At 55.1% G+C, this 25,520-nt stretch carries 21 protein-coding genes, 3 tRNA genes, 4 pseudogenes and 1 riboswitch; of the genes and pseudogenes, 9 read left to right on the plus strand and 19 right to left on the minus strand.

Going from position 1 to position 25,520, the window contains the following annotated elements; all coding sequences use genetic code 11:
* The first annotated feature begins 66 nt into the window (after positions 1-66).
* The 5 genes and pseudogenes from ACTLLP_RS05050 to ACTLLP_RS05070 all read left to right on the plus strand — a co-directional run bounded on the left by ACTLLP_RS05050 (position 67) and on the right by ACTLLP_RS05070 (position 2,398).
* Complete coding sequence (locus ACTLLP_RS05050; RefSeq protein WP_441057497.1) at positions 67-1,296, plus strand: IS256 family transposase; 1,230 nt, start codon at positions 67-69, stop codon at positions 1,294-1,296.
* A 63-nt stretch (positions 1,297-1,359) separates the two neighbouring features.
* A pseudogene (locus ACTLLP_RS05055) lies at positions 1,360-2,007 on the plus strand (ISLre2 family transposase); the annotation flags it as partial.
* Positions 2,008-2,134: 127 nt separating this feature from the next.
* Positions 2,135-2,212: transfer RNA gene (locus ACTLLP_RS05060), tRNA-Pro, on the plus strand.
* Positions 2,213-2,226: 14 nt separating this feature from the next.
* Positions 2,227-2,312: transfer RNA gene (locus ACTLLP_RS05065), tRNA-Tyr, on the plus strand.
* Positions 2,313-2,322: 10 nt separating this feature from the next.
* Positions 2,323-2,398 (plus strand) — tRNA-Lys (locus ACTLLP_RS05070).
* A 223-nt stretch (positions 2,399-2,621) separates the two neighbouring features.
* On the opposite strand, the pseudogene ACTLLP_RS05075 reads toward ACTLLP_RS05070, so the two are convergent.
* From ACTLLP_RS05075 to ACTLLP_RS05095, 5 genes and pseudogenes are all read right to left on the minus strand, one after another.
* Positions 2,622-2,852, minus strand: a pseudogene (locus tag ACTLLP_RS05075) (hypothetical protein); the annotation flags it as partial.
* 111 nt (positions 2,853-2,963) lie between these two features.
* Positions 2,964-3,734, minus strand: a complete 771-nt coding sequence (locus tag ACTLLP_RS05080) for an SDR family NAD(P)-dependent oxidoreductase (RefSeq protein ID WP_441061473.1) — start codon at positions 3,732-3,734, stop codon at positions 2,964-2,966.
* Between the two features lie 106 nt (positions 3,735-3,840).
* On the minus strand, positions 3,841-4,752 hold the full coding sequence (locus ACTLLP_RS05085; RefSeq protein WP_441061475.1) for a beta/alpha barrel domain-containing protein: 912 nt from the start codon (positions 4,750-4,752) through the stop codon (positions 3,841-3,843).
* A 44-nt stretch (positions 4,753-4,796) separates the two neighbouring features.
* On the minus strand, positions 4,797-5,546 hold the full coding sequence (gene gpmA, locus ACTLLP_RS05090; protein WP_441061478.1) for a 2,3-diphosphoglycerate-dependent phosphoglycerate mutase: 750 nt from the start codon (positions 5,544-5,546) through the stop codon (positions 4,797-4,799).
* A 183-nt stretch (positions 5,547-5,729) separates the two neighbouring features.
* Entirely contained in the window at positions 5,730-6,500 is a 771-nt protein-coding gene (locus tag ACTLLP_RS05095; protein WP_441061650.1) for a UPF0236 family transposase-like protein, read from the minus strand.
* A 148-nt stretch (positions 6,501-6,648) separates the two neighbouring features.
* Here ACTLLP_RS05095 and ACTLLP_RS05100 point away from each other — a divergent pair, with 148 nt between their 5' ends.
* Entirely contained in the window at positions 6,649-8,052 is a 1,404-nt protein-coding gene (locus ACTLLP_RS05100; protein WP_441061481.1) for an ISLre2 family transposase, read from the plus strand.
* Between the two features lie 36 nt (positions 8,053-8,088).
* On the opposite strand, the gene ACTLLP_RS05105 is transcribed toward ACTLLP_RS05100, so the two are convergent.
* Positions 8,089-8,772, minus strand: a complete 684-nt coding sequence (locus ACTLLP_RS05105) for a UPF0236 family transposase-like protein (RefSeq protein WP_441061483.1) — start codon at positions 8,770-8,772, stop codon at positions 8,089-8,091.
* A gap of 259 nt (positions 8,773-9,031) precedes the next feature.
* On the opposite strand from ACTLLP_RS05105, the pseudogene ACTLLP_RS05110 reads away from it, so the two are divergent.
* Both ACTLLP_RS05110 and ACTLLP_RS05115 read left to right on the plus strand, forming a co-directional pair.
* Positions 9,032-9,603, plus strand: a pseudogene (locus ACTLLP_RS05110) (IS607 family transposase).
* On the plus strand, positions 9,590-10,813 hold the full coding sequence (locus tag ACTLLP_RS05115) for an RNA-guided endonuclease InsQ/TnpB family protein (protein WP_441061486.1): 1,224 nt from the start codon (positions 9,590-9,592) through the stop codon (positions 10,811-10,813). The pseudogene ACTLLP_RS05110 and the gene ACTLLP_RS05115 overlap by 14 nt, the downstream one beginning before the upstream one ends.
* A 193-nt stretch (positions 10,814-11,006) precedes the next feature.
* On the opposite strand, the gene ACTLLP_RS05120 is transcribed toward ACTLLP_RS05115, so the two are convergent.
* The 13 genes from ACTLLP_RS05120 to ACTLLP_RS05180 all read right to left on the minus strand — a co-directional run bounded on the left by ACTLLP_RS05120 (position 11,007) and on the right by ACTLLP_RS05180 (position 23,583).
* Positions 11,007-12,029 (minus strand): ABC transporter ATP-binding protein, encoded by a 1,023-nt coding sequence (locus ACTLLP_RS05120; protein WP_441061489.1) that lies wholly within the window; start codon positions 12,027-12,029, stop codon positions 11,007-11,009.
* Positions 11,914-12,789, minus strand: a complete 876-nt coding sequence (locus ACTLLP_RS05125; RefSeq protein WP_441061492.1) for an ABC transporter permease — start codon at positions 12,787-12,789, stop codon at positions 11,914-11,916. Before ACTLLP_RS05125 ends, ACTLLP_RS05120 begins: the two co-directional genes overlap by 116 nt.
* A 36-nt stretch (positions 12,790-12,825) precedes the next feature.
* Positions 12,826-13,833 carry a tungstate ABC transporter substrate-binding protein WtpA gene (gene wtpA, locus ACTLLP_RS05130; RefSeq protein WP_441061495.1) on the minus strand — a complete coding sequence of 336 codons (1,008 nt, stop codon included), beginning with the start codon at positions 13,831-13,833 and terminating at the stop codon, positions 12,826-12,828.
* Between the two features lie 59 nt (positions 13,834-13,892).
* A riboswitch (molybdenum cofactor riboswitch) is annotated at positions 13,893-14,016 on the minus strand.
* A gap of 45 nt (positions 14,017-14,061) precedes the next feature.
* Entirely contained in the window at positions 14,062-14,703 is a 642-nt protein-coding gene (locus ACTLLP_RS05135; protein WP_441061497.1) for an HD-GYP domain-containing protein, read from the minus strand.
* 79 nt (positions 14,704-14,782) lie between these two features.
* Positions 14,783-17,215, minus strand: a complete 2,433-nt coding sequence (locus ACTLLP_RS05140) for an S-layer homology domain-containing protein (protein WP_441061499.1) — start codon at positions 17,213-17,215, stop codon at positions 14,783-14,785.
* An 80-nt stretch (positions 17,216-17,295) separates the two neighbouring features.
* Entirely contained in the window at positions 17,296-17,685 is a 390-nt protein-coding gene (locus ACTLLP_RS05145; protein ID WP_441061502.1) for a NifB/NifX family molybdenum-iron cluster-binding protein, read from the minus strand.
* A gap of 208 nt (positions 17,686-17,893) precedes the next feature.
* Complete coding sequence (locus tag ACTLLP_RS05150; RefSeq protein WP_441061505.1) at positions 17,894-18,175, minus strand: DUF2325 domain-containing protein; 282 nt, start codon at positions 18,173-18,175, stop codon at positions 17,894-17,896.
* An 84-nt stretch (positions 18,176-18,259) separates the two neighbouring features.
* Positions 18,260-20,290, minus strand: coding sequence for a ferrous iron transport protein B (gene feoB, locus ACTLLP_RS05155; RefSeq protein WP_441061508.1), 2,031 nt, complete (start codon positions 20,288-20,290; stop codon positions 18,260-18,262).
* A complete protein-coding gene (locus ACTLLP_RS05160) occupies positions 20,283-20,531 on the minus strand; it encodes a FeoA family protein (RefSeq protein WP_441057458.1) in 249 nt (82 codons plus the stop codon). Before ACTLLP_RS05160 ends, feoB begins: the two co-directional genes overlap by 8 nt.
* A gap of 1 nt (position 20,532) precedes the next feature.
* The gene (locus ACTLLP_RS05165) at positions 20,533-21,228 is read right to left on the minus strand and encodes a metal-dependent transcriptional regulator (protein WP_441057461.1); all 696 of its coding nucleotides are present in this window, start codon (positions 21,226-21,228) and stop codon (positions 20,533-20,535) included.
* Between the two features lie 303 nt (positions 21,229-21,531).
* A complete protein-coding gene (locus ACTLLP_RS05170; protein ID WP_441057464.1) occupies positions 21,532-22,860 on the minus strand; it encodes an amino acid permease in 1,329 nt (442 codons plus the stop codon).
* Between the two features lie 17 nt (positions 22,861-22,877).
* Complete coding sequence (locus tag ACTLLP_RS05175; protein WP_441057467.1) at positions 22,878-23,108, minus strand: DUF5652 family protein; 231 nt, start codon at positions 23,106-23,108, stop codon at positions 22,878-22,880.
* A 19-nt stretch (positions 23,109-23,127) separates the two neighbouring features.
* Positions 23,128-23,583 carry a universal stress protein gene (locus ACTLLP_RS05180; RefSeq protein WP_441057470.1) on the minus strand — a complete coding sequence of 152 codons (456 nt, stop codon included), beginning with the start codon at positions 23,581-23,583 and terminating at the stop codon, positions 23,128-23,130.
* Positions 23,584-23,873: 290 nt separating this feature from the next.
* Between ACTLLP_RS05180 and ACTLLP_RS05185 the strand changes: the two are divergent.
* Positions 23,874-25,321, plus strand: a pseudogene (locus ACTLLP_RS05185) (ISLre2 family transposase).
* Positions 25,322-25,520 lie beyond the last annotated feature (199 nt).

The raw sequence follows: 25,520 nt of genomic DNA on the forward strand, positions 1-25,520 counted from the left end.
AAGGGCCACCCTCCCTCTGGTAGATTGAAGAAGTGACACAACCAACACTACCAGGAGGGATTTAGGATGGCCCATTACCAGGTTACCGTAGATGGCGAGGTTCTGCAACAGTTGTTTTCCCGGGACGATGGTCTGGCCCGGTTGATGGAGCAAGTCTTAAATCAGATTCTCGAGGCTCAGGTTACAGAGCAGCTCAAAGCTAAACCATACGAGCGCACAGAGGAAAGACAAGCGTACCGCAACGGCCACCGGGAAAAGCCGCTTGTAACCCGGATCGGACGGCTTGTCCTGGAAGTGCCCCGGATCAGATCCGGCAAATTTTCTACGGAGATGTTTGAGCGTTACCAGCGGAGCGAGCAGGCATTGTTGCTGGCCCTGATGGAGATGGTGGTCAATGGAGTATCAACACGCAAGGTCAGGGCAGTGGTCGAGGAGCTATGCGGCACGGAATTTTCCAAGTCGACGGTATCTGAGCTCTGCAAACGACTTGACCCTTTGGTGAAGGCCTGGAATGAGCGAGATTTAAGCGAAAAGGAGTATCCCTTTATTCTGGTTGATGCTTTGGTCACAAAGGTGCGGAAAGGTGGGCGGGTGAGATCCCAGAGTGTGCTTATAGCTTGCGGGGTTAACCGGGATGGTTACCGGGAAGTTCTAGGGCTGATGATTGGGGACGGCGAATCTGAGGCTACCTGGTCTGAATTCTTCGACTGGTTAAAGAAGCGTGGGCTAAAGGGCGTTGACCTGGTGGTTTCGGACGACCACAAGGGGCTGGTAAACGCCATTATGATCCACTTTCAGGGGGCGAGTTGGCAGCGGTGCCAGACGCATTTTGTCCGCAACATTCTGGAAGCGTGTCCCAAGTCCTGGCAGAAGCAGCTTCATGCTCGCCTTAGACACATTTTTGAAGCGCCGGATATGGATACGGCAAGACTACTTCTGGAGGAGGTGGTGCAGGAGTTTGAGGCCGTAGCGCCTAGGGCAATAGAGAGACTTGAGGCTGGTTTTGAGGATGCCATGGCGGTTATGGCTTTGCCGGAGCCGGTTAGGCGGCGCTTGCGCACGACCAATGCCATGGAACGCCTGAACCGCGAAATTCGCCGGCGGGAGAGGGTAGTAGGAATTTTCCCCAATGAAGAAGCGGCGTTGAGACTGATTGGTGCGGTGCTCATGGAGATAGACGAGGAAAGGTCTACCGGCCACCGCTACCTGGACATGACGGAGTACTGGACATGGAGGCAGGAGCAAGAACGAACAGTTAAAGCCGAAACCAATAAGACCGGGAGAGGGGCGGCTTAACAAGGCTCTAATAAGCCTCAAAGGCTACCAGAGGGGATTTTACACACAAAATTGGACTTGACCCGGATTTACCTCTGCGGTGACGGAGACAGGTGGATAAAGAAAGGGCTGGAGTTTCTACCGAGGAGCGTCTTTGTCTTAGATCTTTTTCACCTGGACAAGTACCTGGTGGCTGCTTTGGGGCGTGATAGTGATGGTTATAGAGAGATTTGGGCGGCCTTATGGGAGGGTGATGAGGTAAAGGTACAGGCGATTTTGCGGCGGGCGGGCAAAGCTGCGGCGAGTCCTGCGCGGAAGGAAGCGGTACGGGATTGCCGACGTTACATCCGGCGGAACTGGGAGGGGATAATGGCCTACCGGCTTTATCCCGGGGCGGAGTTGGGGGTAAGTGCGGAGGCGCACGTAAGTCATCTCTTCTCGGCACGGTTATCATCCCGACCGATGGCCTGGAGTGCTCGTGGGGTAGACCGGATGGCCCGGTTGCGGGTGGCGAAGGCGAATGGTGTTTCCTTGCGGGAGCAATATGTAGCCCGACGGAAGGAGGGCTTAAAGGCTTTAGAGATCGATAAGGCAGCTGTCGAGGAAGAGAGGCAGAGGCTAAGGAAAACATCGGGTGAGGTGTTCGATAATCTTCCCGCTCTGCGGGGTCCGGTAACGTCATTAACCAGAGCCCTCAAAGCTTTGAGCCGGAACATCGATCTTCTTTGGTAGTTCGTCCTGGTCCGGGGACAGCGGGGCTCGAGACTCCTACAGTAGGTTGACACGATCCCTAGAGCCTGGGCACCATTGACTCCAAGCAACGAAGTCGCTATAATTAAAGTTGTGCGATTCCCGGCGCCGGGATGTAGCGCAGTTTGGTTAGCGCGCGTGCCTTGGGAGCACGAGGCCGGGGGTTCAAGTCCCCCCATCCCGACCAAAGACAGACAACATGGAGGGGTACCCGAGTGGCCAAAGGGGGCAGACTGTAAATCTGCTGGCTTACGCCTTCGCTGGTTCGAATCCAGCCCCCTCCACCATAATAAGCGCGGGCCACTAGCTCAATTGGCAGAGCAGGCGACTCTTAATCGTCTGGTTCCAGGTTCGAGTCCTGGGTGGCCCACCATAGAAAGCGGGCAACGGCAAGGGTTCCGGAGTTGGAAATCCTTGCCGTTTGTGTTCTTTCGCCAGGGTTTGATTCCATTTTGATTCCCTGCGCTGAAAAGCTGGCCGAGTCTCCTCGCCGCTTCCTCCTGGATAGCGGGAGCAACGTGGCTGGAAACGTCCAGGGTGATCCTCACGGTGCTGTGGCCCAGTTTCTCCGCCACCACCTTAGGATGCACCCCGAGCTCCAGCAGGTAGGTGGCAGGGAGGTGTCTCAGGTCGTGGAAAGAGATGCCCAGCCCCCGCTTGCAGGCCAGCTGGCGGAACCGCAAAGCCACCGTCGAAGGGTGGAGGTGGCTGCCATCCTCCCTTCGGAAACGGCGGTGTCGGACAAGACCACCACCCTCACGCTCCCGGCGGTCTTCAGGGGTTTGAAGAGAGAGCCTTTCTCCGAGTTCCGCTGAATCTTCTTGCATCTGGACAGAAATGCCGCATAATCCCTTCTCGACAGCGGTAAGAGCTTCAACCGCACCAAAAAGTAGGTTTATGCCACTCCGGCAGGAAGGAATAACATCCCTTCAAAATTTCTACCGAGCCGTATAACCCCCGTCTATGATCAACTCGCTGCCCGTAACGAATTTTGACTCATCAGAGGCAAGGTAAAGGATGCCATAAGCAACGTCATCTGGTTCGCCAACATGCCCTATGGGATGGAGGCTCGCCAATTGGTTTCTCCCCTCTTCGGGGTCGATACCCGACGACTTAAGATAATTTTCCACCATTGGTGTCCAGATAAATCCGGGATGGACTGAGTTCACCCTAATGTTATCCCTTGCGTAAAAGAGAGCATCTGTCTTAGTCATCAGTCTGATGGCACCCTTTGATGCGTGATAGGCCGGAATATCTGGGGCGCTTATGATGCCGTAGATAGAAGATAGATTGATTATACTCCCGCCACCGGTTTGCCGCATGTAAGGGATCGCATGTTTAGTGCAAAAGAAAACGCCCTTGACATTTACCGCCATTACCCTGTCCCATTCCTCTTCAGTCACCTCGTGCGTCGGCTTGTTTACCCCGGCAATTCCCGCGTTATTAACAAGCACATCAATCTTCCCGAACTCACTGAAGACGGCGGCAAAAACCTCTTCTACCTCCTGCTCATTTGTGACATCAAGATGCCAAAACTTCGCCACGCCACCGAAGCTTTTGATTGCACCTGCCGTCTCTTCTCCTTCTTTATCCAGGACATCGGTAACAGCAACTTTTGCGCCTTCTTTTGCCAGAAGTAAGCAGGTCGCCCGACCAATTCCCAGCGCACCACCCGTTACAACGGCTACTTTACCTTCCACCCTATTCACCTCTATATTCGCCCCCTTCGTCGTTTTCATTGGCAGCGGAAGACCCGCTTCTGGATAAATGCCTTCGATCGGAAGGCGTGCATATGCAGCGTATCTTACCCCAGCTCTAATCCTGGAACTCGGCCATAGCTTCTTCTACGTTTTTCCCTTCCACGGTTATGGCATAGATGGCATTACACATTTTTACAGCGTCCCGCAGGGGTTTCTGGTGTATGTTCCTCCCCGTAGCATTGCCGTGAGCTCCCGCTACGTGAATCTGATAGTAAAGCCTTTGTAAGAAAGCTTTTACATCAATGCTAGGACCCCCTGAGCACACCACTTTGGTTCGACCCGCGGCCAGAACCGCTTCTCGGAGTAACTCAGCCGCCTCCAAATCGTCTTTTCCTCGAGGAAAGTTTACCTTGACAAAATCGCTACCCAAGGCTGCAGCAACCCCAGCAGCTCCAGCAATAAGGTGGGAATCTAGTTCATCCTTTACCGATACCCCCCTGGGATAAGCCCACAGCACAACTACCAGGCCGTGCTGATGTGCCTGATAGACTATTTGAGCCGCCTGCCGGAACATCTGAGCCTCGTACCGGCTGCCGGGATAGATAGTGTAGCCCACCCCTACTATTTTAAGCCCGCTATGCTGCTTAAACTCTACCACCTGATCGATGTCGATCCACTGGTTACTAAAAGGATCCATCACTTCTTCTTTTACCAGGTTGGTTTTAGAGTTGAGCTTTACAAGATAAGTAACTTCCGGATAATCCATCCCGTAGCGAGCAATTAAGCCCAGCTGGGTAGCGAAAACCCCTATTTTACCGCTGCTGGCGATGCGGAAAAGGTGTTCAGGCTCAGCGTCATCGGGAGCGATGCCCTCACCGTAGAAGTCCCGATTCAGATGCTCGACCTTCTGGTCCCCAGCGAAAAGCATGAGGTGACCGCTTCCCTTGGTAATTTCTTGATAGTTACTCAAATACTCGTTCTTTTTGTCGGGCGGAACGTCCAGAGGCACTTTGATGCTCTCTGCCACATTTGTCAGCTCCTTTCGCGCAAAATATAGTGGCTGGAAGCACGTCACTCGTGGACACGAGCTTGATCAGCTACCAGCTTCTCCTTAGCCTTCACCGTAGCTTCGTCGGCCAGATAATAGTGACGCAGCGGTTCCAGAGCTCGGTCAAGCTCGTACACCAACGGGATGCCGGTGGGAATATTTAAACCCGCTACCTCCTCGTTAGATAGCTTTTCCAAATACTTTATCAAACCTCGCAGACTATTACCATGGGCTACAACGAGAACGCGCCGCCCCGCTCGAATGGCGGGAGCTAAAGTGCTTTCCCAATAGGGAATCACCCTGTCCACGGTGTCGAGCAGGCTTTCGGTCAAGGGAAGCTGTTCTTCGCTAAGATTAGCATAGCGGGGATCAAAGCCGGGGTAACGAGGATCGTCTCGAGTTAGAGCTGGAGGGCGCACTTCGGCCGATCTACGCCACTTTTGAACCTGCTCCTCGCCGTATTTTTTAGCAGTTTCAGCTTTGTTTAAACCTTGAAGCGCCCCGTAGTGGCGCTCGTTTAGGCGCCAGGTTTTGTCCACCGGCACCCACATTCTATCTAATTCATCCAATACTATCCATAGAGTGCGGATCGCCCGCTTCAGCAGAGAGGTGAAAGCACAGTCGCAAACCAAACCCTCTTGGCGTAGCGCTAAACCGCTTTGATGCGCCTCCTCGATTCCCTTCGCCGAAAGATCCACATCCGTCCAGCCGGTAAAACGGTTTTCTTTGTTCCACAGGCTTTCTCCGTGACGCAGCAGGACTAGCCGGTACATGCAAAACCCCCATTTTAGCTAAGGCTTCTGTCGGCCGAGGCTCCAGTTGGATCTTACTATGATTTTCTGGATTATGTCAACCTTTCAAAATAATTGGTGCGCGTCAAGAGTTAGTAGGTGGTTCGGGAGAAAACTTCTCTTCATGGAGACCTCGCCGCCAGGATAGTCCCGGTACCTGCGCCATTAAGGGATCAAACTACTGAGGCTAGGCCAGCTTAGTTCCCGCAACACATGCTTCACCCATGGAGCTCCGGCAGAGGGTCCTCTCAATGCCGGCAACCCAGCTTTATGCCAACTCCCCGCCTCCTCTATCTTCCGCTTTACCTCCAACCGCACCGCCTGAGCCAAATGTTCTTGCCTGGCCAGCAGTACCGGCCAACGAGAAGTGTGCCTCCCGAGCACCCCGTTGGCTCGAGCAGCCAAAACCCGCGCCATCCTGTCTGCTCCTGCCTCCGTCCAGCTGGCTCCCAACCGCTTCATCCGCCGCGCCACGTTGTGCTGTACCTGCCCCTCTATGGCCCCCAGATGCTCCGCAACAGAAGAGGTAACTATCCCCGACCAGTTCTCCTTGAGATACTGCCAGAGCTTCTCTATTCTCCTCCTCTTAGCCCCGCGAACTCTCCTTGCTACTCCTCCCAAAATCTCTTCTACCTTCTCCCAGTCCCCCAGATAAATGGCCTGCCTGATCCTACTATAGGCCTCCTCATCGTGCCCAAAAGCCTCTATAAGCCGCCGGTTCAAATGGTAAGGGTCCAAAACGTGTACCGCCCCAGGGAAGTAATCTACCCCCTGCTTGGCCCACTCCGCCCCGTCACTCCCAAGGTGTATCTCCTTCACCTGACCCATGTCCCACCGGCTCGCTACCCCAGAGTAAACTTCCTCCCACATCCTCTCCCCTTCGCCTACACCGCTCGTTACCAGCTTGTCCTTTAAAGCCTTCCGGCCACCCCCAATCGCTTCTTTGCCTGTGTAAGCTACGTTAGTGTAAAGTTACTGTAGGAATTTTGCAGGAGCTAAGGAAGGGGAGAAAGAAGAGAGACCTCACCGTCCTTGCAACGGACGAGTAGTTGCTTAAACAACCACTCAGGAGGGTGAGGTCTCTATGCAGATTATAAAGCAGATTTGGGAGAAGTTCCAGAGGGTAGCGGAGCTAACGTTGAAGGTTCTGGAGGAAGGGACCGACTTTTTAAGCTTCGAGGAGAAGCTCTGGCAGGAGCTTAATAACCTGGGACAGGAGGTTTTGAGGGAAGTTTTAGAGGCGAAAGACGCCTATCTTCGGGAGCACCGGGAAAAGCGGCCCGGCTGGCGGGTAGAGCGGCGAAACGATCCCAAAGAAGTACTTACCCTTTTCGGTCTGGTCAACTATAAGCGAACCTATTACCGGCACAAAGAGACTGGGGAGCGGGTGCACCTGATAGATCGGTTGGTAGGTTACGGGCCGCACGCACGGGTTGATCCTCTGGTTAAAGCACAAGCCTTAGAAGAAGCGGTAGATCTTTCCTACCGGAAGAGTGGCGAGAGGGTAGGGAGAGGCAATCGGGAGGTTGTGCTAAGCGGCGAAGCGGTGAAGAAGGTGATTCACAACTTTACACTGGAAGAACTGCCCGAGCCGCCTGGGGAGAAGCGCCGGGGGAAGGTTCTTTATGTGGAGGCGGATGAAGACCACGTAGCAGGTCAGGACGGGAAGAAGTACTTACCCCGGCTGGTTTACATCCACGAGGGGAAAGAGAAGGTGGGGAAAGACAGATACAGACTCAAGCGGCCTTATTACTTGGGAGGGCTTTACTCAGATACGGATGAGCTGTGGTTCGAGGTGTTGAGCTACATCGAGGAGCAGTACGAATTATCTTCTGTGGAGCGGATTTACCTCTGCGGTGACGGAGACAGGTGGATAAAGAAAGGGCTGGAGTTTCTACCGAGGAGCGTCTTTGTCTTAGATCTTTTTCACCTGGACAAGTACCTGGTGGCTGCTTTGGGGCGTGATAGTGATGGTTATAGAGAGATTTGGGCGGCCTTATGGGAGGGTGATGAGGTAAAGGTACAGGCGATTTTGCGGCGGGCGGGCAAAGCTGCGGCGAGTCCTGCGCGGAAGGAAGCGGTACGGGATTGCCGACGTTACATCCGGCGGAACTGGGAGGGGATAATGGCCTACCGGCTTTATCCCGGGGCGGAGTTGGGGGTAAGTGCGGAGGCGCACGTAAGTCATCTCTTCTCGGCACGGTTATCATCCCGACCGATGGCCTGGAGTGCTCGTGGGGTAGACCGGATGGCCCGGTTGCGGGTGGCGAAGGCGAATGGTGTTTCCTTGCGGGAGCAATATGTAGCCCGACGGAAGGAGGGCTTAAAGGCTTTAGAGATCGATAAGGCAGCTGTCGAGGAAGAGAGGCAGAGGCTAAGGAAAACATCGGGTGAGGTGTTCGATAATCTTCCCGCTCTACGGGGTCCGGTAACGTCATTAACCAGAGCCCTCAAAGCTTTGAGCCGGAACATCGATCTTCTTTGGTAGTTCGTCCTGGTCCGGGGACAGTGGGGCTCGAGACTCCTACAGTAGGTTGACACGATCGTAAGCTACGAAGAGTTTGACCTCTTTCCTTTTCTCTTCGCTCCTTTGAAGCCTTATCACCATCCCGTCGGCCTCTATGTAAAGCCTGGAGGTCTTCTCTTTACCTCCGGGTGTCTCTCCCTTCTCAAAAACGGCTTCTCTCCTGGACTCTCCTTCCTGCCTGAGCGCTTCTCCTGCTTCCTGCACGGCCTGCCACACCGCCATGGCGCTTATCCCAGGGACAAAATAACCGAGAATTTCCGCTGCCCGCCTGAAGGGTACTTCGCTCCCAAGCTTCACCGCCATCTCCTTCAAACGCGGCGTGCATCTAGACCTCTCCGGCCAGCCCAGAACCTCGTCAAGAAGAAACCTGGCCTCTCCCGTCTTTTTGTTCCTGTAAACCCGCCTTTTTACTTTGAATTCCCCAAAGCTGCTAACTACGGTTCTTTCCCGAAAGCCTATCACTTTCCAGGTGCGCTTGTCCCGGGCGTTCACGAGCCAGGTGTCTATTTCCTCGAGGGCCCAGGCGAAGATCTTCACGCAAGCTTCTTGAGAGAGCTTGTACACTTCTTCTTCGAGCTTGTAGAAGTCGCGGCATTCGGTAATTAGTTTGCTAACTTTCCCCCCCAGAAGAAGGATTATGTCCGCAAGAGGTTGAATGTCTGAAATAGGTTGACTGTGCATGAGACCTCGCTCCTCCTTTCAGTCCATGAAAATTGTCCGTGAGGGGCGAGGTCTCCTCCTTCATGAGTCTCCTCCGTCACCTACTGAAATTGTACGCCCTCAAATAATTACGCGCGTTTAACAGCTGGCAGGCAAACCAGGAAGAGAACTACACGGAGCTCTAGGACACACCACCTCGACCTGGCTCGAATTGACTTAAGGGTAGCTAGCAGCTAAAGATACGATTGATATTTGTTCTCTTTTATAATAAAGTATGCCCATGAAACTCAGTGAATGGGCAAAAAGCACGGGATCACCTACAAGACAGCGTGGCGCTGGGTCAAAGAAGGCAAAATGCCCGTGCCGTTTGAAATCACCCCTTCGGGGACGATCCTAGTTCACGAACCCGAAACCGTGAAAGAAGGTCTCGTTGCCATCTACGCCCGGGTGTCGTCTTCCGACCAGAAGGCCGATCTGGAAAGGCAGGTGGTAAGGCTCCTGGAGTTCGCGAATGCCAGAGGCTTTTCGGTCGGAAAGACGGTGAAGGAAATCGGGTCCGGTCTAAACGGCAGGCGGAAGGAACTCCTCAAACTGCTTTCCGACCCGAACGTGATAACGATCGTCGTGGAACACCAGGACCGGCTCACGCGCTTTGGCTTTGAATTTATCGAAGCCGCTCTTCGGGCGCAAGGACGCCGCGTTCTGGTGGTCGAAGAAAGAGAAGTGGACGACGACCTGGTACGCGACATGACCGAAGCGCTCACCTCCCTGGCCGCTCGTCTTTATGGCAAGCGTTCTGCGAGACGCCGGGCAAAAAAGGCGCTGGAGGTGCTTCAACGTGAAGATCCGTAGAGCCTACCGGTACGAACTCGATCCCAACACCGAGCAAAGGATTCTCCTCGCCAAGCACGCCGGGGCTGCCCGCTTTGCCTACAACTGGGGCCTTGCGCGGTGGAAGGAAATCTACGAGAACGAAGGCCGCAGTACGAACGCCGTCGAACTCCACCGCGAACTGAACCGTCTTAAGAAAACGGACTTCCCGTGGATGTACGAAGTCTCCAAGTGGGCGCCGCAGGAAGCGCTCCGAGACCTGGAGAAGGCCTTCAAAAACTTCTTCCGCGGCCTAAGGGCTGGGAGAAAAGTTGGCTATCCAAAGTTCCGCCGCAAACACGACCAGCGGGACAGTTTCAGGCTGGATAACAGTTCCGGCACGATTCGGCTCCTTCTGGACGGGAACGATAGGCGTTATCCCGGGAAAACGCGGCACATCGTGCTCCCCCGGATCGGAGCTGTGCGTTTAAAAGAGAAGCCCGTTCGCCAGAAGAAGAACGACCGCGTTCGCATGTATCTTCCCCAAGGGCGCATCTTTCACGCCACCGTAAGCCGCGAAGCCAATCGGTGGTTTGTGAGCCTCACGGTGGAAGAAGAGATCCCCGAACTCCTTCCACCGCAGGGATCAGTGGCAGGGATTGATATTGGTCTCGAAGCGTTCGCCACGATCGCGGACGGAGGGGGAGCGGTTCGGAAAGTTGGGGCACCTAAGCCGTTTTGGGAAGCGCTTCGTCGATTGAGAAGACTTCAGCGGCGTCTTTCCCGCCGGGGCGTGCGAGACAAGAACGGAAGGCTCATCGAGCGCACTAAGAACTACGAGAAGGTGCGCCTTGAAGTCGCCAAACTCCACCGCCGAGTCCGAAACATCCGGCTGGACTTCCTCCACAAACTCACGACCGAGCTCGTTCGGACGCATCCGGTGATCACGATCGAGGATTTGAATGTTGCGGGAATGCTAAAGAACAACCGCCTTGCCCGGCACATCGCCGATGTCGGCTGGGGCACCTTCCGGGTGCTTCTCGAAGCGAAAGCCAAGCTTTGGGGCGTGCGGCTTGTGAAGGTGAACCGTTTTGAACCGACCTCGAAGACGTGCTCCGTTTGCGGGCATGTTCTTTCCGAACTCCCGCTTTCCGTCCGGGCGTGGACGTGTCCGGTATGCGGCACTCGCCACGATCGGGACGAAAACGCGGCGAAGAACCTGCTCAAATTCGCCCTGGCAGCTGGCGTGTAGGCTGCCCTACCGCAAGTTCTGCGGGAAGTGACGCCTGTGGAGAGGAGCTCTGCGGCGGAACGGGAAACCGGTCTACGAGCACCTCCTCGTCGAAGCAGGAAGCAACCGGACAATATCCCAACGGGATATTTGTCTATGAGTTGTAGAACGGTAACCGCTTTGGTAGAAAAGCAGAGGGATGGTTACGCCTATATCAAGCCTTAATAAGGCAAAGGTCTTCCGAAGTGAAGCTGACATGAACCTGGTCGCCAGGCCGCAGCTTCTCTTCCACCAACTGACTCCCAGTGAGGTAGGCGCGGAGCAGATGGCCGTTCACGCGTACCTCCAGCTCAAACACTTTGCCCGTAGGAATAATATTCTCTAGCTGACCCGCCCAGGAATGGGGCAGAGGAACCCGGCTCACGTGCACATCTTCCGGGCGCACGCCTACAAAAAACTCGCCTTTACCGTTGTCAGGATGAAATTGGCGACCCAGCAAAAACCAATCTCCACCTCGATGCTCCAGTGGAATAAGGTTGACCATTCCCACGAAGCTGGCCACTTCCAGAGAAACAGGGCGACGAAAGACCTCTTCTGGAGTTCCCACCTGAGCCAGGCGCCCCTCGATGAGAACCGCCACCCGCTCCCCGAGATAAAAAACCTCTGAGAAATTGTGAGTTACCATGAGAACCGTCAGCCCCAGCTGGCGGTTAAGTCGCTTAAGCTCCTTAGCCACCTCCATACGCAAAGCTGGGTCTAACGCGGAAAGGGGTTCGTCCAGCAATAGCATACGGGGTGAAGCAACCAGAGCTCGTGCCAGCGCCACGCGCTGTCTTTCCCCACCACTCAGGGTATCGGGATAACGACGCCGAAGATGGCTGATATTCAAAAATTCCATTATTTCCTTCCACTTGGAGTTAGAGGAGCCACTGTTTCGGGCAAAGCGCAAAGCGTAGCGGATATTCTCTTCTACATCCAGGTGGGGAAAGAGAGCGTAGTCTTGATAGACTATGCTGATAGGGCGTTTTTCCGGCGGTACCAGGGTCAGGTCTTCATTCGCCAGCAGAATTCGACCCTGACGGGGAAAGTAAATACCCGCCAATGTTTCCAGGAGCACTGTCTTACCCGCTCCAGAAGGGCCCAAAATCAGAAAAAACTCTCCCTCGCGCACCGAAAAGGTGATTTGCTTCAGAGTGAAGGGGTGGAGTTGAACCTCCAGATCGCTCACCACTAACACTAAGCTTCTTCCCCCCTGCTAATAGCCTGGTGGTGATAAAGATGAGCAAAGACACCACCAGGAGCAAGACCGCAATGGGTTGAGCGTAGGAGAGGCCAAAGGTTTCAAAGCGCTCGTAAATAAGGACCGGGGCTGTGCGGGGATGGTAAGCTAGAATAATAACCGCCCCGAACTCACTTATGGCCCGGGCCCAGGTAAGAATCATCCCGGTAAGAATTCCTCTCCACGCGAGGGGTAGCGTCACGGTGAAAAAGACGGCCATGGGCCCAGCGCCCAGGGTTCGGGCCACATGCTCCAGGCGCACGGGCACGGAGAGAAAGGCATCGCGAGCGGCGTTGAGAAGGAAAGGAAAGCTCACAAACAGCATAGCGATAACGATACCTGCGCGAGTGCCTACAAAATCTAATCCCGAGTGGTGCAAAAGGCCTCCCAACCAGGTGTAAGGGCTGGTGGCTAGCAGTAGCACTATGCCCGCCACCGTGTGGGGGATCACCACTGGCAGATCCACCAGCCCCTCCAGCACCTTTTGCCCCCGGAATTTTCTCCGCGCCATCAGATAGGAAAAGGGAACTCCCGTTAGGGTAGCAATTAGGGTGGCTACGGCGGCGGTCTCGAAACTGGTGACCAGAGAGGCTATCACTTCCCGATCGAAACAAGCCTGTAGCAGAATAGCTGGCTTGGTGGCCCAAAAAGCATAGATTAAAGGGTAGAGGAGGAAGAATAGCACCAGCGTCCCACTCGTCAGTGATAGCCAATACAACTGGTCTCTCCCGCGCAACACGCGCCACCCCCTTTCTTACTTATTCGCCGGTGCCGGCTGCGCTACCCCCGCCAACTCTGGAGGTAAGGTCCCCAAATAAAGCGGCGGGTCTAGCACCGGTTGCCCCTCTTCCTGAAGAATTTTTAAGCCCCCGTCTTTAGACAGCATGAATTTAAGGAAAGCCACTGCCGCATTTTTGTTAGGAGCATCTTTGAGCAGGGTCACCCCGTAGACTATGGGAGTCCCCTTATAGGTGACCATTTTCCCTGGCTCGCTACCTTTAATCTGAACTTCAGCCTGCCGGTAAAAATCGGCGTATTTCATGTCCCCCAGATTAATTTGCGGCGGCAAGCTTACGTATTTGAGTTTGTGCTGTTCAGCCACCGACTTGTACTCGAAAGCGTAATCCAGAGCTCCTGACTCCAAAAGGGCCAAGAGTTCCACCGATTTGGGCCGGATATTGCGAGCGGGACAGTTTTGCGTGAGCTTTTGGTAAAGAGTGGGATCGTTATAGAACTTAGAGGCCAATTGCCAGCACATCAAAGTACGATAACCGCAAGGATCAGCGTTTTCATCAGAACGGCCGTAGTTAACCCCTGGGCGCAGGAGGATTTGATACCAGTTGTCGCTATTGATCTCGTTAGCGTATTTGCTTTTGGGCGTGTAGGCAATCACCAACTCGTTACGGGCAAAGAGGATATTGTTATCAGTATACTGGGGACGCAGCAACTCTTCGATAACTTCGTAGTCGGCGGAAGCCATGATGTCACAGGGTTTCTTCAGTTCGGTAATCTTTTTGGCCGCGGTTCGTGAGCCACTGGCCTCCATCTCAATTTTCACGTTGGGGTGCTTAGCCTCGAATTCTTGCGCCATCCTTTTTAGGGGCTCGGTCAGGCTGCCGGCGTTAAAGATGATCACCTTTCCTGTGAGTTCCTGGGCCGGCGTTGTAGCCGGTGCCTGCGCCTTGGTACCGCAGCCGGTTAGCAAGGAGCCCAGCACCAGCACGGCAATCACCACCCCTACCAGCCATTTACTTCTAGCCAACCTCCATCTCCCCCTCCAAAAAAAAAAAATTGATCCGATCGGTGCCTCCCGATCGGTAAATAACCCTTTCCCCACCTCCTTTCCGCACCGGGAGGCATACCCGTTTCCAGGTATACCCTATCGATCCTGACCCCGTAGCCCTGTTCGGGACCTTAGGGACCGGACTCGGAGGTTAGGCTTACTTTTCGACATCGAAAGAGCTTTTCCCTGCCAGCTAAGAGGAAAACTTTAAGCCCCCGCCCGCTGCAAAGTGGCCGGCTCGCGGCGAGTTCGCTGTCGCAAACGTTCTAAGCGCAGGAGAAGGCGCCGAGCCGGACCTACTAGTAAGGGGTCGAACTGTTTTCCCCCTCCTCGCTCGATCTCGGACAAACACTCGTTTACGGTGAGGGGAGGCCGGTAAGGACGGGCGGAAAGCATGGCATCGATGGCGTCGGCCACTGCTATCACGCGGGAACCGAAGGGGATAGCCTCGGCTCGGAGCCCCTCGGGGTAGCCGGTGCCGTCCCAACGCTCATGGTGGTAAAGGACCATGCGGGCAACCTCTTTCAGAGAAGGAGAGCGGCTAAGAATGCGGTAGCCAATCACCGGGTGCTCCTGCATCTTCGCCCATTCGGCGGGAGTGAGTTTACCGGGTTTGCAGAGAATTTCGTCCGGAACGCCGATTTTACCTATGTCGTGTAGATGCGCTGCTAGATGAATGATTTCGGCTTCCATGCCTTCTACACCGGCCTCACCCAGCAAAAGCTCGGTAAGTTTAGCTACCCGGGAAGAATGTCCTCGCGTGTAAGGATCGCGGGCCTCCAAGGCGGCTATTAAGCAGTCGATGGCGCCATGGGTGAGATGGTAAAAGATGAAACTCGCCGTCTCCATTTCTCTCCCCCTCCCGAGCCGTGGAGGAAGGCGGGAGCCGGGAAATCTCCGCTCCCGGCCCCCCGCTCCCTCTGCTCCCCTACTTTTGCACCGTCGCAGGTAACTTCTCCAAGAGCCTCAACACCATAGCAGCAGCCTCGGCTCGCGTGACGGGCTTATCAGGCTTGAAAGTGCCGTCGGGGTAGCCGGCCACCAGCCCTATCTGGCTCGCCTGCTGCACATCGACAACCGCCCAACTGGGAATATCGCGCAGGTCTTTGAAACTCAAAGAAGCGGAAGTGGCGGTAAGCCCCTTGCTCCGGGCCACGCGGTTCAAAACCACGGCGAGCTCTACCCGGGGAACTTGCCGGTCAGGGCAGAAAACGCGGAGCTCTCCGGCTGGGTAACCCTGGAGCAGAGCTTCCCGGACGCAAGCTGCCACCGCCCCCCGGGACCAGGAAGGCAACTCATTCCGGTCGGCAAAGAGTTCCAGGTGCTTCTCTTCTCCTGGTGCAAGGTTCAGCGCCCGGCTCAGGAGAGAAGCGAGCTCCGCCCGGGTGACGGGCTTATCAGGTTTGAAAGTACCGTCAGGGTAGCCGGAGACCAGCCCCTTCGCGGCCAGCTCGGCCACGGCACCCTCGGCCCAGTGGCCGACCAGGTCCCTGAACTCGGCTGCAGGCGGTACGAACTTCTCCACTTGCAGAGTCTTGGGATCGGTGAGCAGGCGCAGGATGGCGGCGGAGCGCAGGTTATTGAAGTGCACCAACTCTCCCTGGGTGGCTTTACCCTGCTTGATCTTGTCCCGTAGCGCAAAGAATTCCGGTGGAATAGTGCCCTTGGCCAGCTTAACCGCCACGCTCCGGCCTTGGCCGTCTCGCACCTGGAGGTAGAAATCCTCGGGCAAAGGTGGACGCTGAGGGCCCATCTGCCGATAACGTCCCTCGCCGGCCAACTGTCCCAAAAATTCAGCGGCGCAGGGAGTGCCTATCTTGGTCTCCACGGTAAAGCTGCCCTGATCCGGCACCCCTTCCTTCCAGAGCGCGGCGAAGGCTTCCTGCAAGCCCCGGTAGAGGAAGGTGCGGCAGAGGCAAAGCTTCCCTTCTTCCCAAGCGAGTTCCGGGTAGCGGAAAGAGAGAAGCTCCTGTCCCTTCCTTACCCGCAGAGGATCAAGCTGGCGTACGGCGAAAGCTTCGTCCGGTTGAGTGAGAAGGTTTTCCAGAAGAAGCACCAGCCGCTTCTGCAAAAGGGCCTGCTCCGCGGGAGAAGCTCGCCCTCCTACCACCTTATTGCGCAGGGCGAAGAAATCCTCGCCGCCGAAGAGCTCAGGCCGAGCGTGGACCAGCGTGGTCTTCCCGGTTGCCCGGTCGGTGATAAGGAAGGTGGGACTGGGGGGCAAAATTTCTGCCCAGCTACCCAGATAGTAAATCTTCTCGGCCACCGCCTCGAAGACCGGGCGGGAGCCTGCTTCCGGCGGCAGGAAGGAAACCACCTGCCAGCTTTCCCTGGTCATTTGGTCACCGAGTAGCCGGGGATAAGCTATGCCCGCCACCCGCCAGGCCAGGGCGGAGCAAGGCCACTTCTTAGCAAAAGCGTAGGCCTGGTCGAGGTTGAGCTTCACCTCGCCTATCTGAGGCGCAGGCTGTATTTCGTTGGCCGCTCGCCACTCTAAGATCAGCCGAGCCATCTCTTTGTCGGCAGTGAGAAGGGCCCGCTGGCCGATACCTGGGTAGCGATACTTATCCTGAGGGAACTTTTTGAGTATTCCGGGAACTTTGACCCCAGTGAAGTACCCCTCGCTTATCATCACCGGCACCACCAGGGCCGTCTTCTTTTTTTCGTAAATTACCCGGGACACAGTTTCTTCCAGCGAGGGAGAAGCGCCCTCGAAAATAAAGCCATAAAGAACCTCTTTGATTTTGCCGCCACTTGAGGCTTTCATCTGTTCCCCCAAGGAGGCCAGGTTTTGCCGCCAGCCCTCCTGCCCCTCTTCCGAGTCGCTGCCGTGGGCGGCCAGCACCACCACCTCTTGCTCCGGATTCTGGACCAGAGACGTGGCCAGCCGGGTCAGGAGGGAAGCGAAGAGGGGATGGTCGTCCAGAGCCCGGGTCAGGATCACCTCTCCAGCCGGCTCGGCCCGCTCCAACTTTTCCTCAGGATCGGGGAGATCTTTCCGCAATCCCAGGATGTATTTAATTTCTTCGATGTGGTTGGAGTAGGTGGAAATGAAGAAGGGTACAGCGATAATGCGGTTAACTCCCTGATGATTGAGCTTGGCCACCGCCTCAGGAATGTCGGGGTTAATGGCCTCCAGAAAACCGAGTTCCACCGGCCAAGGCAGGTGCTCCTGCAGGCCGTAAACTAACTCCCAAACCGGGGTGAACCATTTAGGATCATTGGCACCGTGGGCCAGCACCAACACACCCGGTTTCAGCTCTTGCGCCTGCACCTTGGGCAGGGGCAGGAAGAAAAAACAAGACGCCAAAAAAAGTAGGAGCTGAACTAGGGCCAAACGGCGAAGCAGCCGAGAACTCATAGAGACTCAACCCCCAATCTTTACTTGTAGGGAGCCGGGTAGAAGAAGTGTTCCTCTAACCGGCTCCCACAAGCCAAATACTACTCTAGGCAGCCGCCGTGCTCCCCGGCATGAGGAGCTTCCGTGGGCGCCTCCAGGGGCGGAGATAATTGCTCCGCTTTGATGGCATTGATAACCTCCTGCACTTTGATGCGCGGCCCAGGGTAGACCTTAATACCTGCTTCCTGCAAACGAGCGAAAGGGCGGGGGCCGATCAAACCAGTAACCACCCCCTTTACTCCCTTGCCGATAAGCAGGTCGGCCACGGCCACTCCCCTGCCCGCCGGCAGATCGCGAGCCGGGTTTTCCACCGCTTCTAAATCGCCGCTGGCAGTGTCGTAGATCAAAAAATGGGTGGCCGTGGCGAAATGGCGGGAAAAAGCGGCGTCAGGCGAGTCGCCCAGAGCAGCTATGGCAATCTTTCCTTCCATCACTTTTCACCTCCTTTCGGTTCCGCATGGAGAAGCATCTCGAGTAAAGTGGTAAGCAATTCCTCGGCTGCCTTAGGAGCAGGTGGCAGCGCAAGGAAGGAAGACATCCAGGACGAAGAATCCATGGCGCTCTCCCCTTTAGGCGGTCCAGAAATACCACGAATGGTCGTACGGCTACGCAAACGCTTCGCCCCCTTTCAAAGAACAATCAAACGCAAAGCCGTTCCAACTCCCGGTGTATGGTGGACCAAGCACGACGAGCAAATACCACTGGCACTTTTCTGCGCTTGGCTTCCTCACGCACCTTTTCTGCCAGTGCGTGATTGACATAGTCAGTAAGCACCAGAATTAAGCAAGCCTCCGTGGGAATCTGGCAGCAAACGTCACGCACCTTGCGTCCGGTAACGTGCACGATTTGCTGAAACCCCCGGTCGGCCAAGCGGTCGGGAATCTGTCCTAATCGATCACCACCCACTACCACCACGCACATTTTATCACCTCGTTAATATTATTAGAATATTCTAACTAAAGGGGCCCAAAATACTCCCTGCCGCGGCAGGGAGTATTTTGCTAACTAAGTCCAGAGGCGACTAAGTACCTGGTAGAAAATTACAGCCACCAACCAGCCGAGAACCAGCGAGTAACTGACGGCGAAAGCGGCCCATTTCCAGCCCGCTTCTCGCTTAATAACAGCAATGGATGCCAGGCAGGGGATATAAATCAGGGACATGACCATAAAGGCATAAGCCGAAGCCGGAGTGAAGTATTGAGGCAAGACCCCCGCTAAGCCCTCCCGCCCCACTCCATAGAGGGTCCCTAAGGTGCCCACCACAGTTTCCTTGGCCAGAATGCCGAAAATCAAAGCCACGGCTGCTTGGTACTCACCGAAACCGGCAGGTTTGAGCAAAGGAGCAAAAACAGCCCCTAACCTCCCCACTAAGCTCTCGGCACTGCCATACTCCACCCCTACGGGCAGAGAAGCCAATAACCACACCAGCACCACGCCCGCAAAGATGATGGTGCCCGCTTTGACAAGAAAGATACGGCTGCGCTCCCACATGTGCAAAAGAAGACTTTTAACCGAGGGTAACCTGTAGGGCGGGAGCTCCATGATGAAAGGAGCGACTGCCCCTTTAAAGAGGATGCACTTAAAAAGTACGGCCAGCAACAGGGCCAGGACTATGCCCAGCAGATACAGAGAAAAGACCACCGTACCCCGATAGCGCTCGGCGAAGAAAGCCCCGGTGAAGAGGACATAAATAGGCAAACGTGCGGTACAAGACATTAGAGGGTTAACCAAAATAGTTAGAACACGATCTTTTTCGCTTTCCAGCGTACGCGTGGCCATAATAGCAGGAACATTACAGCCAAAACCCAGCAACATGGGAATGAAGGATTTACCATGCAGACCAAAAGTGTGCATGATCCGATCCATAACGAAGGCCGCCCGAGCCATGTACCCCGTGTCTTCCAGGAAAGAGAGCACCAGAAAAAGCAACATAATGTTGGGCAAAAAGACCAGCACTGCCCCTACACCGCCTATAACTCCATCGCTCACCAGAGAGGCCACCCATTCCGGAGCTCCTACCTGGCCCAGCCAGGCGGAAGCGCTGGTGCCCAGCCATCCCATGAAGCTATCAATCCCATCAGCCAAAGGAGCTCCTAGCTTAAAAACCAGCTGAAAAGCCAGCCACATGAACAAGAAAAAGATGGGGATTCCTAAGACCCGAGAGGTAAAAATGCGATCCAGTTTGTCGGAAAGCGATAGGCGCGCCACCAAATCCTTCTCTGTGGCAGTGACTGCCTGGCGCACCAAACCTCGAATAAACCCGTAGCGGTGCTCGGCGAAAAAGGTCTCCGGATCGGAGCCCAGCTTTTTTTCCAGCGCCGCGGCCAGCTGCCGCGCCATTTGCAAAGTCTCTTCCCCGCCGCGCTGCTTCACCAGTTCCTGCACTTCGGGATCCCCTTCTAGAAGCTTGATAGCGGTCCAACGAGGGGAAAAGCCCAAAGCGAGCGCCTTATCCTCCAGCACCTCAGCCAACTCGCTAATAACGGTTTCAGCATCAAGCCCGTAGTCAATTTTAAACTCCCCGCTTCGCCCTCGCCGCAAAACCTCCAGCACGGCTTGCTTCATGGCTTCGATGCCGAAGCCCTTGTGAGCGGCTGTCTCAACTATGGGCACTCCTCCTAGGCCCTGGCTCAACTTTTCCTTATTAATCTTGATGCCCTGTCCTTCGATCCGGTCGATCATGTTAAGATCCAGAACCAGATTGGCTCCCAACTCCAGGAGCTCCACAACTAAGTACAGGTTTCGTTCCAGGTTAGTGGTGTCCACCACCGCCACCACCGCGCCTGGCTTTTCTTTTATCAAGAAATCGCGGGCAATTTTCTCATCAATCGAATAGGGAGTCAGACCATAAATGCCAGGGAGATCTACTACCATGACTTCCTGATCTCCGATTACAAATACTCCTTCCTTCTTTTCCACCGTGACTCCCGGCCAGTTACCGACCTTCTGACGCATACCGGTTAGAGCATTAAAAATACAGGTTTTTCCTACGTTGGGATTGCCAGCCAAAGCAATTACGCCGGCGCTTTTACTCATGCACTGCTACCTCCCTTATCTCCTCGACCAAAATGCGCTGAGCCATGCCCCATCCCAACCCAAAACGAACGCCACCATCGGTGGCGACCAGTATGGGACCGCCGCCCCCGTTGGCTATAATGTAGAGCTCGGTGCCGGGGCGCAACCCCATGTTATAAAGCCGGTGCTGAATTCCCCTTCCCCCAATGATCTGACCGATGCGAACCCGACTTCCAGGAACAGTTGCCGTCAGGGGCAGCATGTTATACCACCTCTACCACTATTAATTTGGCCTCTTCCTTACGCAAGGAAAGGTCGTAGTTACGCAATTGCACATCGATAGGATCGCCCAGAGGAGCTACACGCTTGACCAACAAGACTTCTCCCGGCGTCAACCCCATACCCAAGAGCCGCTTTTTCAACATATCCTGCCCTCCCACTCGAACCACTCTTCCCTTTTCACCTGCTTTTAATTCGGAGAGTAGCTTCTGGCCTGTGCCACATCCCGGGCAGACTCCAGGACGCTCGCCTGTGGTGGAAAACTCTTTAAAATTGGCAATAAAACGCGCACCATTTGGGCACTCCCGCACGAAACTTACCAGTTTCTGCAGACGCTCCAGCGTTGCGGGAGAAACATAGTGCTCCAACCGGCAGGCGTCCTTTTCCGCTGTGACCGGATCCACACCCAAAACATCGGAGAGAAAGGAGTACCAAGCCTTATGACGCTCGTAAACCTGTCTGGCCACCATCAAACCGGTAGGCGTCAATTCAATGTAGCCGTAGCGCTCCTGCTGCACCAAACCTTTTTCGGATAGACTCTTAACCGCCGCCACCACCGAAGGCATTTTTACGCCCAGATACGCTGCCACATCCTTCACCCGCACCACTTTTTTCCGCAGGGAAAGAAGATAGAAAGCTTCCAGATAGTCCTCCGCTGCTGGGGAATAGGCTATTTCCATACCGCTCATCTCCCTGTTAGAAGAAGCTAACATGATTATAGTCAGAAGAGCTTTTGCTTGTCAACAAAAAAACGGCTTGGAGGCAAAAATATTGATGGGCATGAGGAGCGACCCAGGAAGGAAGCTGCCTATCCCTTCCAGTGGAAGCCGAAACTGCATTCCCAATGCAACGCGACCGGTTGACTTCTGGGTGCGCCCCCGAGCCAGTTCAAATGGCTGAGAGGCAAGCTTCGCCAGCGGATGAGCTACGGTTTCAAATGGCTGATTCTTTCTCCTTTCTTCCCGAGCTCAATACCCAAGAGCTTAACGCTTAGTGAAAGAAAAATAAAGCACGCTCCACAAAACGGTGAATGACAAGCCGATGTAGAAAGAGGGTAATTGGGAAGGAACTTGAGGCACCGCCAGCAACACCGCGAGCAGAAGTGACAGCGCCAGCAACGGGAGCAACGGGTAAGCAGGCACCCTGAAGGGTAGACGCGAGGCCAGCACGCGGCGCCTAAAGACCATATAAGCCACAACTGTGGGAATCCAATTTAGAAAAATGAGAAAACTGGCACTAGCAACCACCAACCGGAAGACCTGATGGGGTAAAAAATACGCAAGCGTGATGCCTGCCGCCAGCAAAGCCGCCGTAACCCAAACGGCGCGATAAGGGATGCCCCGCCAATTGTACTCGGCCAGAAAAGACGGCGCCTCGCCACGCCTGGCTAAAGAGGCCAGCATACTGCTGGCACCGTAAAGGGAAGCCAGCATTACCGAAAGCACCGCTATCAGAATCAACCCATTAATAGCATCACTGGCCCAGGTGCAGCCATGGGTTGCCAATGCCACCGTCATCGGGCTGGCGTTGATAGGCACCTCGCCGCAAGGGAATAAACCAATCAGCGCCACCACGCACAGGAGATAAAGCAAAGTGCAACCTAATCCCGCCAGGAGCACGGCGCGCGGCACGTCCAGGCAGGGGCGAGCGGTTTGCGGAGCGGCCAAACTTACAATGGAAAGGGCAGCGTAGCAATAAAGCACTACGGGGAAAGAAGCCAATAGACCTCTCCACCCTTCGGGCAACACCGCCTGGCGCGTGACGGGCCAAGCCCCTGGAAAGCCGTGCGCCAGGGTGACCAGACCCCAAAGGGCGAAGGCGGCCAGACCAGCCGCCTTGGCAAAAGCCATGAGGTTTTCCCAAAAACTGAGGCTACGCAAACCCATCAAGGTAACCGCCACCACCAGAACCGAATAGAGCGACACCAGCAGCCATAAGGGAAAAGAAGGAAGCCACCAGCGAGTTAAAAGCGCTGCCGCAGTCACTTCCGTAAGCAATGTAAAGACGCTGGCCACCCAATAATTCCATCCCACCAGAAAGCCCCAGAATCTTCCCAGGTACTCCTGAACGTAAAAACTATAACCGCCATCGTGAGGTTGGTAGGCGGTCATTTCGGCCAGCATGGCTGCCACCGCGGTTATAAGCAAGCCGCCGCAAAGATACACCAGAACCGACAGCACTCCCGCCAGGCGCAGGGGAATCCCAACCGCCAGAAAGATGCCGGTCCCAATCATGCCTCCCCAAGCCAGGGCTACCAGATCAAGAGTGTTTAAGCGCTTGGTCCCCTGACGTCTAGAATAATCGCCCCTCATACCAGCTCAAAATTGGCCTACCACCATCTTCTACTCCACACTGAGCGCCGCCGCCCCCATGCTAGAAGGTAAATTATATCTAGTATGCCCAGGGTGTGCAGCAGAAACAAAAGCACGTACCAGCCTCGATGATCGTTGCGTGCCGCCCGCCACAAGGCCCATCCCTTCCAGAATAGCGACCAGAGCAATAAGAGCACCAGGATCCATGGCTTGATGTAAGGCAGCTGAATGCTAATGTAATTAACCATTATGCTCCCCCCGAAAATGTTAATGCACCAGAAGCACGGGGCAAGGAGCCAAATGAATGACTTTGTTGCTAACGCTGCCCAGCAAGAGCTCGCGGATTACCCCTCTTCCCCTCTTGCCCATCACGATCACATCGCATTTTTCCTTGTCGGCATAGGCCACCAGAGCTTGAGCCGGATCCCCCACCTGGACCACGCTCCGCACCGTGCCGCTAGCCACCTCTTTAGCAATCTCTTCGGCCTCTTTAATTATCTCCTCCGCCCGGGCCAATAAAGCATCGATAACTTTTTTTTCTTGACTTTGAACTTCCTGGGGAGTAAACCAGGTGCTATAGGCGAAGGTGGAATCGATAGGAGGAACAATAGTGATGAGGATAATCTCGGCCTCCGGATTGCCCTCAGCCAAGCGTCCAGCTTCGCGCACTGCGCGCAGTGAGTTCTCCGAACCGTCCACGGCCACCAAGATTTTATTGTACATTAGATCTCAGCAACGCCCCTTCCTTCGTGTGCTAGCATCTTCTCCTCCATAATACTCTGGCAGGCGGGTAAAATCCTTCTCCAGCCGGGCAAAACGCAGAGGGAGGGAACGGATCGCCAGCTTAAGGGGAATTCAGAGCAACGGCGGCAAAAGACTGGAGTTCTGGACGCGGGATGCTCGCTTCCTGGGGAGAGCGTACAATTTCAGTAGGTGACGGAGGAGGTTCATGAAGGAGGAGACCTCGCCCCTCACGGACAATTTTCATGGACTGAAAGGAGGAGCGAGGTCTCATGCACAGTCAACCTATTTCAGACATTCAACCTCTTGCGGACATAATCCTTCTTCTGGGGGAGAAAGTTAGCAAACTAATTACCGAATGCCGCGACTTCTACAAGCTCGAAGAAGAAGTGTACAAGCTCTCTCAAGAAGCTTGCGTGAAGATCTTCGCCTGGGCCCTCGAGGAAATAGACACCTGGCTCGTGAACGCCCGGGACAAGCGCACCTGGAAGTGATAGGCTTTCGGGAAAGAACCGTAGTTAGCAGCTTTGGGGAATTCAAAGTAAAAAGGCGGCTTTACAGGAACAAAAAGACGGGAGAGGCCAGGTTTCTTCTTGACGAGGTTCTGGGCTGGCCGGAGAGGTCTAGATGCACGCCGCGTTTGAAGGAGATGGCGGTGAAGCTTGGGAGCGAAGTACCCTTCAGGCGGGCAGCGGAAATTCTCGGTTATTTTGTCCCTGGGATAAGCGCCATGGCGGTGTGGCAGGCCGTGCAGGAAGCAGGAGAAGCACTCAGGCAGGAGGGAGAGTCCAGGAGAGAAGCCGTTTTTGAGAAGGGAGAGACACCCGAAGGTAAAGAGAAGACCTCCAGGCTTTACATAGAGGCCGACGGGATGGTGGTAAGGCTTCAAAGGAGCGGAGAGAAAAGGAAAGAGGTCAAACTCTTCGTAGCTTACACAGGCAAAGAAGCGATTGGGGGTGGCCGGAAGGCTTTAAAGGACAAGCTGGTAACGAGCGGTGTAGGCGAAGGGGAGAGGATGTGGGAGGAAGTTTACTCTGGGGTAGCGAGCCGGTGGGACATGGGCCAGGTGAAGGAAATATACCTTGGGAGCGACGGGGCGGAGTGGGCCAAGCAGGGGGTAGATTACTTCCCCGGGGCGGTACACGTTTTGGACCCTTACCATTTGAACCGGCGGCTTATAGAGGCTTTTTGGCACGATGAGGAGGCCTATAGTGGGATCAGGCAGGCCATTTATCTGGGGGACCGGGAGAAGGTAGAAGAGATTTTGGGAGGAGTAGCAAGGAGAGTTCGCGGGGCTAAGAGGAGGAGAATAGAGAAGCTCTGGCAGTATCTCAAGGAGAACTGGTCGGGGATAGTTACCTCTTCTGTTGCGGAGCATCTGGGGGCCATAGAGGGGCAGGTACAGCACAACGTGGCGCGGCGGATGAAGCGGTTGGGAGCCAGCTGGACGGAGGCAGGAGCAGACAGGATGGCGCGGGTTTTGGCTGCTCGAGCCAACGGGGTGCTCGGGAAGCACACTTCTCGTTGGCCGGTACTGCTGGCCAGGCAAGAACATTTGGCTCAGGCGGTGCGGTTGGAGGTAAAGCGGAAGATAGAGGAGGCGGGGAGTTGGCATAAAGCTGGGTTGCCGGCATTGAGAGGACCCTCTGCCGGAGCTCCATGGGTGAAGCATGTGTTGCGGGAACTAAGCCGGCCTAGCCTCAGTAGTTTGATCCCTTAATGGCGCAGGTACCGGGACTATCTTGGCGGCGAGGTTTCCATGAAGAGAAGTTTTCTCCCGAACCACCTACTAACTCTTGACGCGCACCTTCCTGGGTTAGTGTAAAGTTACTGTAGGAATTTTGCAGGAGCTAAGGAAGGGGAGAAAGAAGAGAGACCTCACCGTCCTTGCAACGGACGAGTAGTTGCTTAAACAACCA

Source organism: Desulfothermobacter acidiphilus (assembly GCF_052073645.1).
GTDB classification, from domain to species: domain Bacteria; phylum Bacillota; class Desulfotomaculia; order Desulfotomaculales; family Ammonificaceae; genus Desulfothermobacter; species Desulfothermobacter acidiphilus.

What these genes read in the sequence shown, in the direction of transcription:
- ACTLLP_RS05050 (WP_441057497.1), top strand. Translation starts at nt 67, where the DNA reads ATGGCCCATTACCAGGTTACCGTAGATGGCGAGGTTCTGCAACAGTTG.
- gpmA (WP_441061478.1), bottom strand. Translation starts at nt 5,546, where the DNA reads ATGTACCGGCTAGTCCTGCTGCGTCACGGAGAAAGCCTGTGGAACAAA.
- ACTLLP_RS05100 (WP_441061481.1), top strand. Translation starts at nt 6,649, where the DNA reads ATGCAGATTATAAAGCAGATTTGGGAGAAGTTCCAGAGGGTAGCGGAG.
- ACTLLP_RS05105 (WP_441061483.1), bottom strand. Translation starts at nt 8,772, where the DNA reads ATGCACAGTCAACCTATTTCAGACATTCAACCTCTTGCGGACATAATC.
- ACTLLP_RS05135 (WP_441061497.1), bottom strand. Translation starts at nt 14,703, where the DNA reads ATGGAGACGGCGAGTTTCATCTTTTACCATCTCACCCATGGCGCCATC.
- ACTLLP_RS05140 (WP_441061499.1), bottom strand. Translation starts at nt 17,215, where the DNA reads ATGAGTTCTCGGCTGCTTCGCCGTTTGGCCCTAGTTCAGCTCCTACTT.
- ACTLLP_RS05145 (WP_441061502.1), bottom strand. Translation starts at nt 17,685, where the DNA reads ATGGAAGGAAAGATTGCCATAGCTGCTCTGGGCGACTCGCCTGACGCC.
- ACTLLP_RS05150 (WP_441061505.1), bottom strand. Translation starts at nt 18,175, where the DNA reads ATGTGCGTGGTGGTAGTGGGTGGTGATCGATTAGGACAGATTCCCGAC.
- feoB (WP_441061508.1), bottom strand. Translation starts at nt 20,290, where the DNA reads ATGAGTAAAAGCGCCGGCGTAATTGCTTTGGCTGGCAATCCCAACGTA.
- ACTLLP_RS05160 (WP_441057458.1), bottom strand. Translation starts at nt 20,531, where the DNA reads ATGCTGCCCCTGACGGCAACTGTTCCTGGAAGTCGGGTTCGCATCGGT.
- ACTLLP_RS05165 (WP_441057461.1), bottom strand. Translation starts at nt 21,228, where the DNA reads ATGGAAATAGCCTATTCCCCAGCAGCGGAGGACTATCTGGAAGCTTTC.
- ACTLLP_RS05170 (WP_441057464.1), bottom strand. Translation starts at nt 22,860, where the DNA reads ATGAGGGGCGATTATTCTAGACGTCAGGGGACCAAGCGCTTAAACACT.
- ACTLLP_RS05175 (WP_441057467.1), bottom strand. Translation starts at nt 23,108, where the DNA reads ATGGTTAATTACATTAGCATTCAGCTGCCTTACATCAAGCCATGGATC.
- ACTLLP_RS05180 (WP_441057470.1), bottom strand. Translation starts at nt 23,583, where the DNA reads ATGTACAATAAAATCTTGGTGGCCGTGGACGGTTCGGAGAACTCACTG.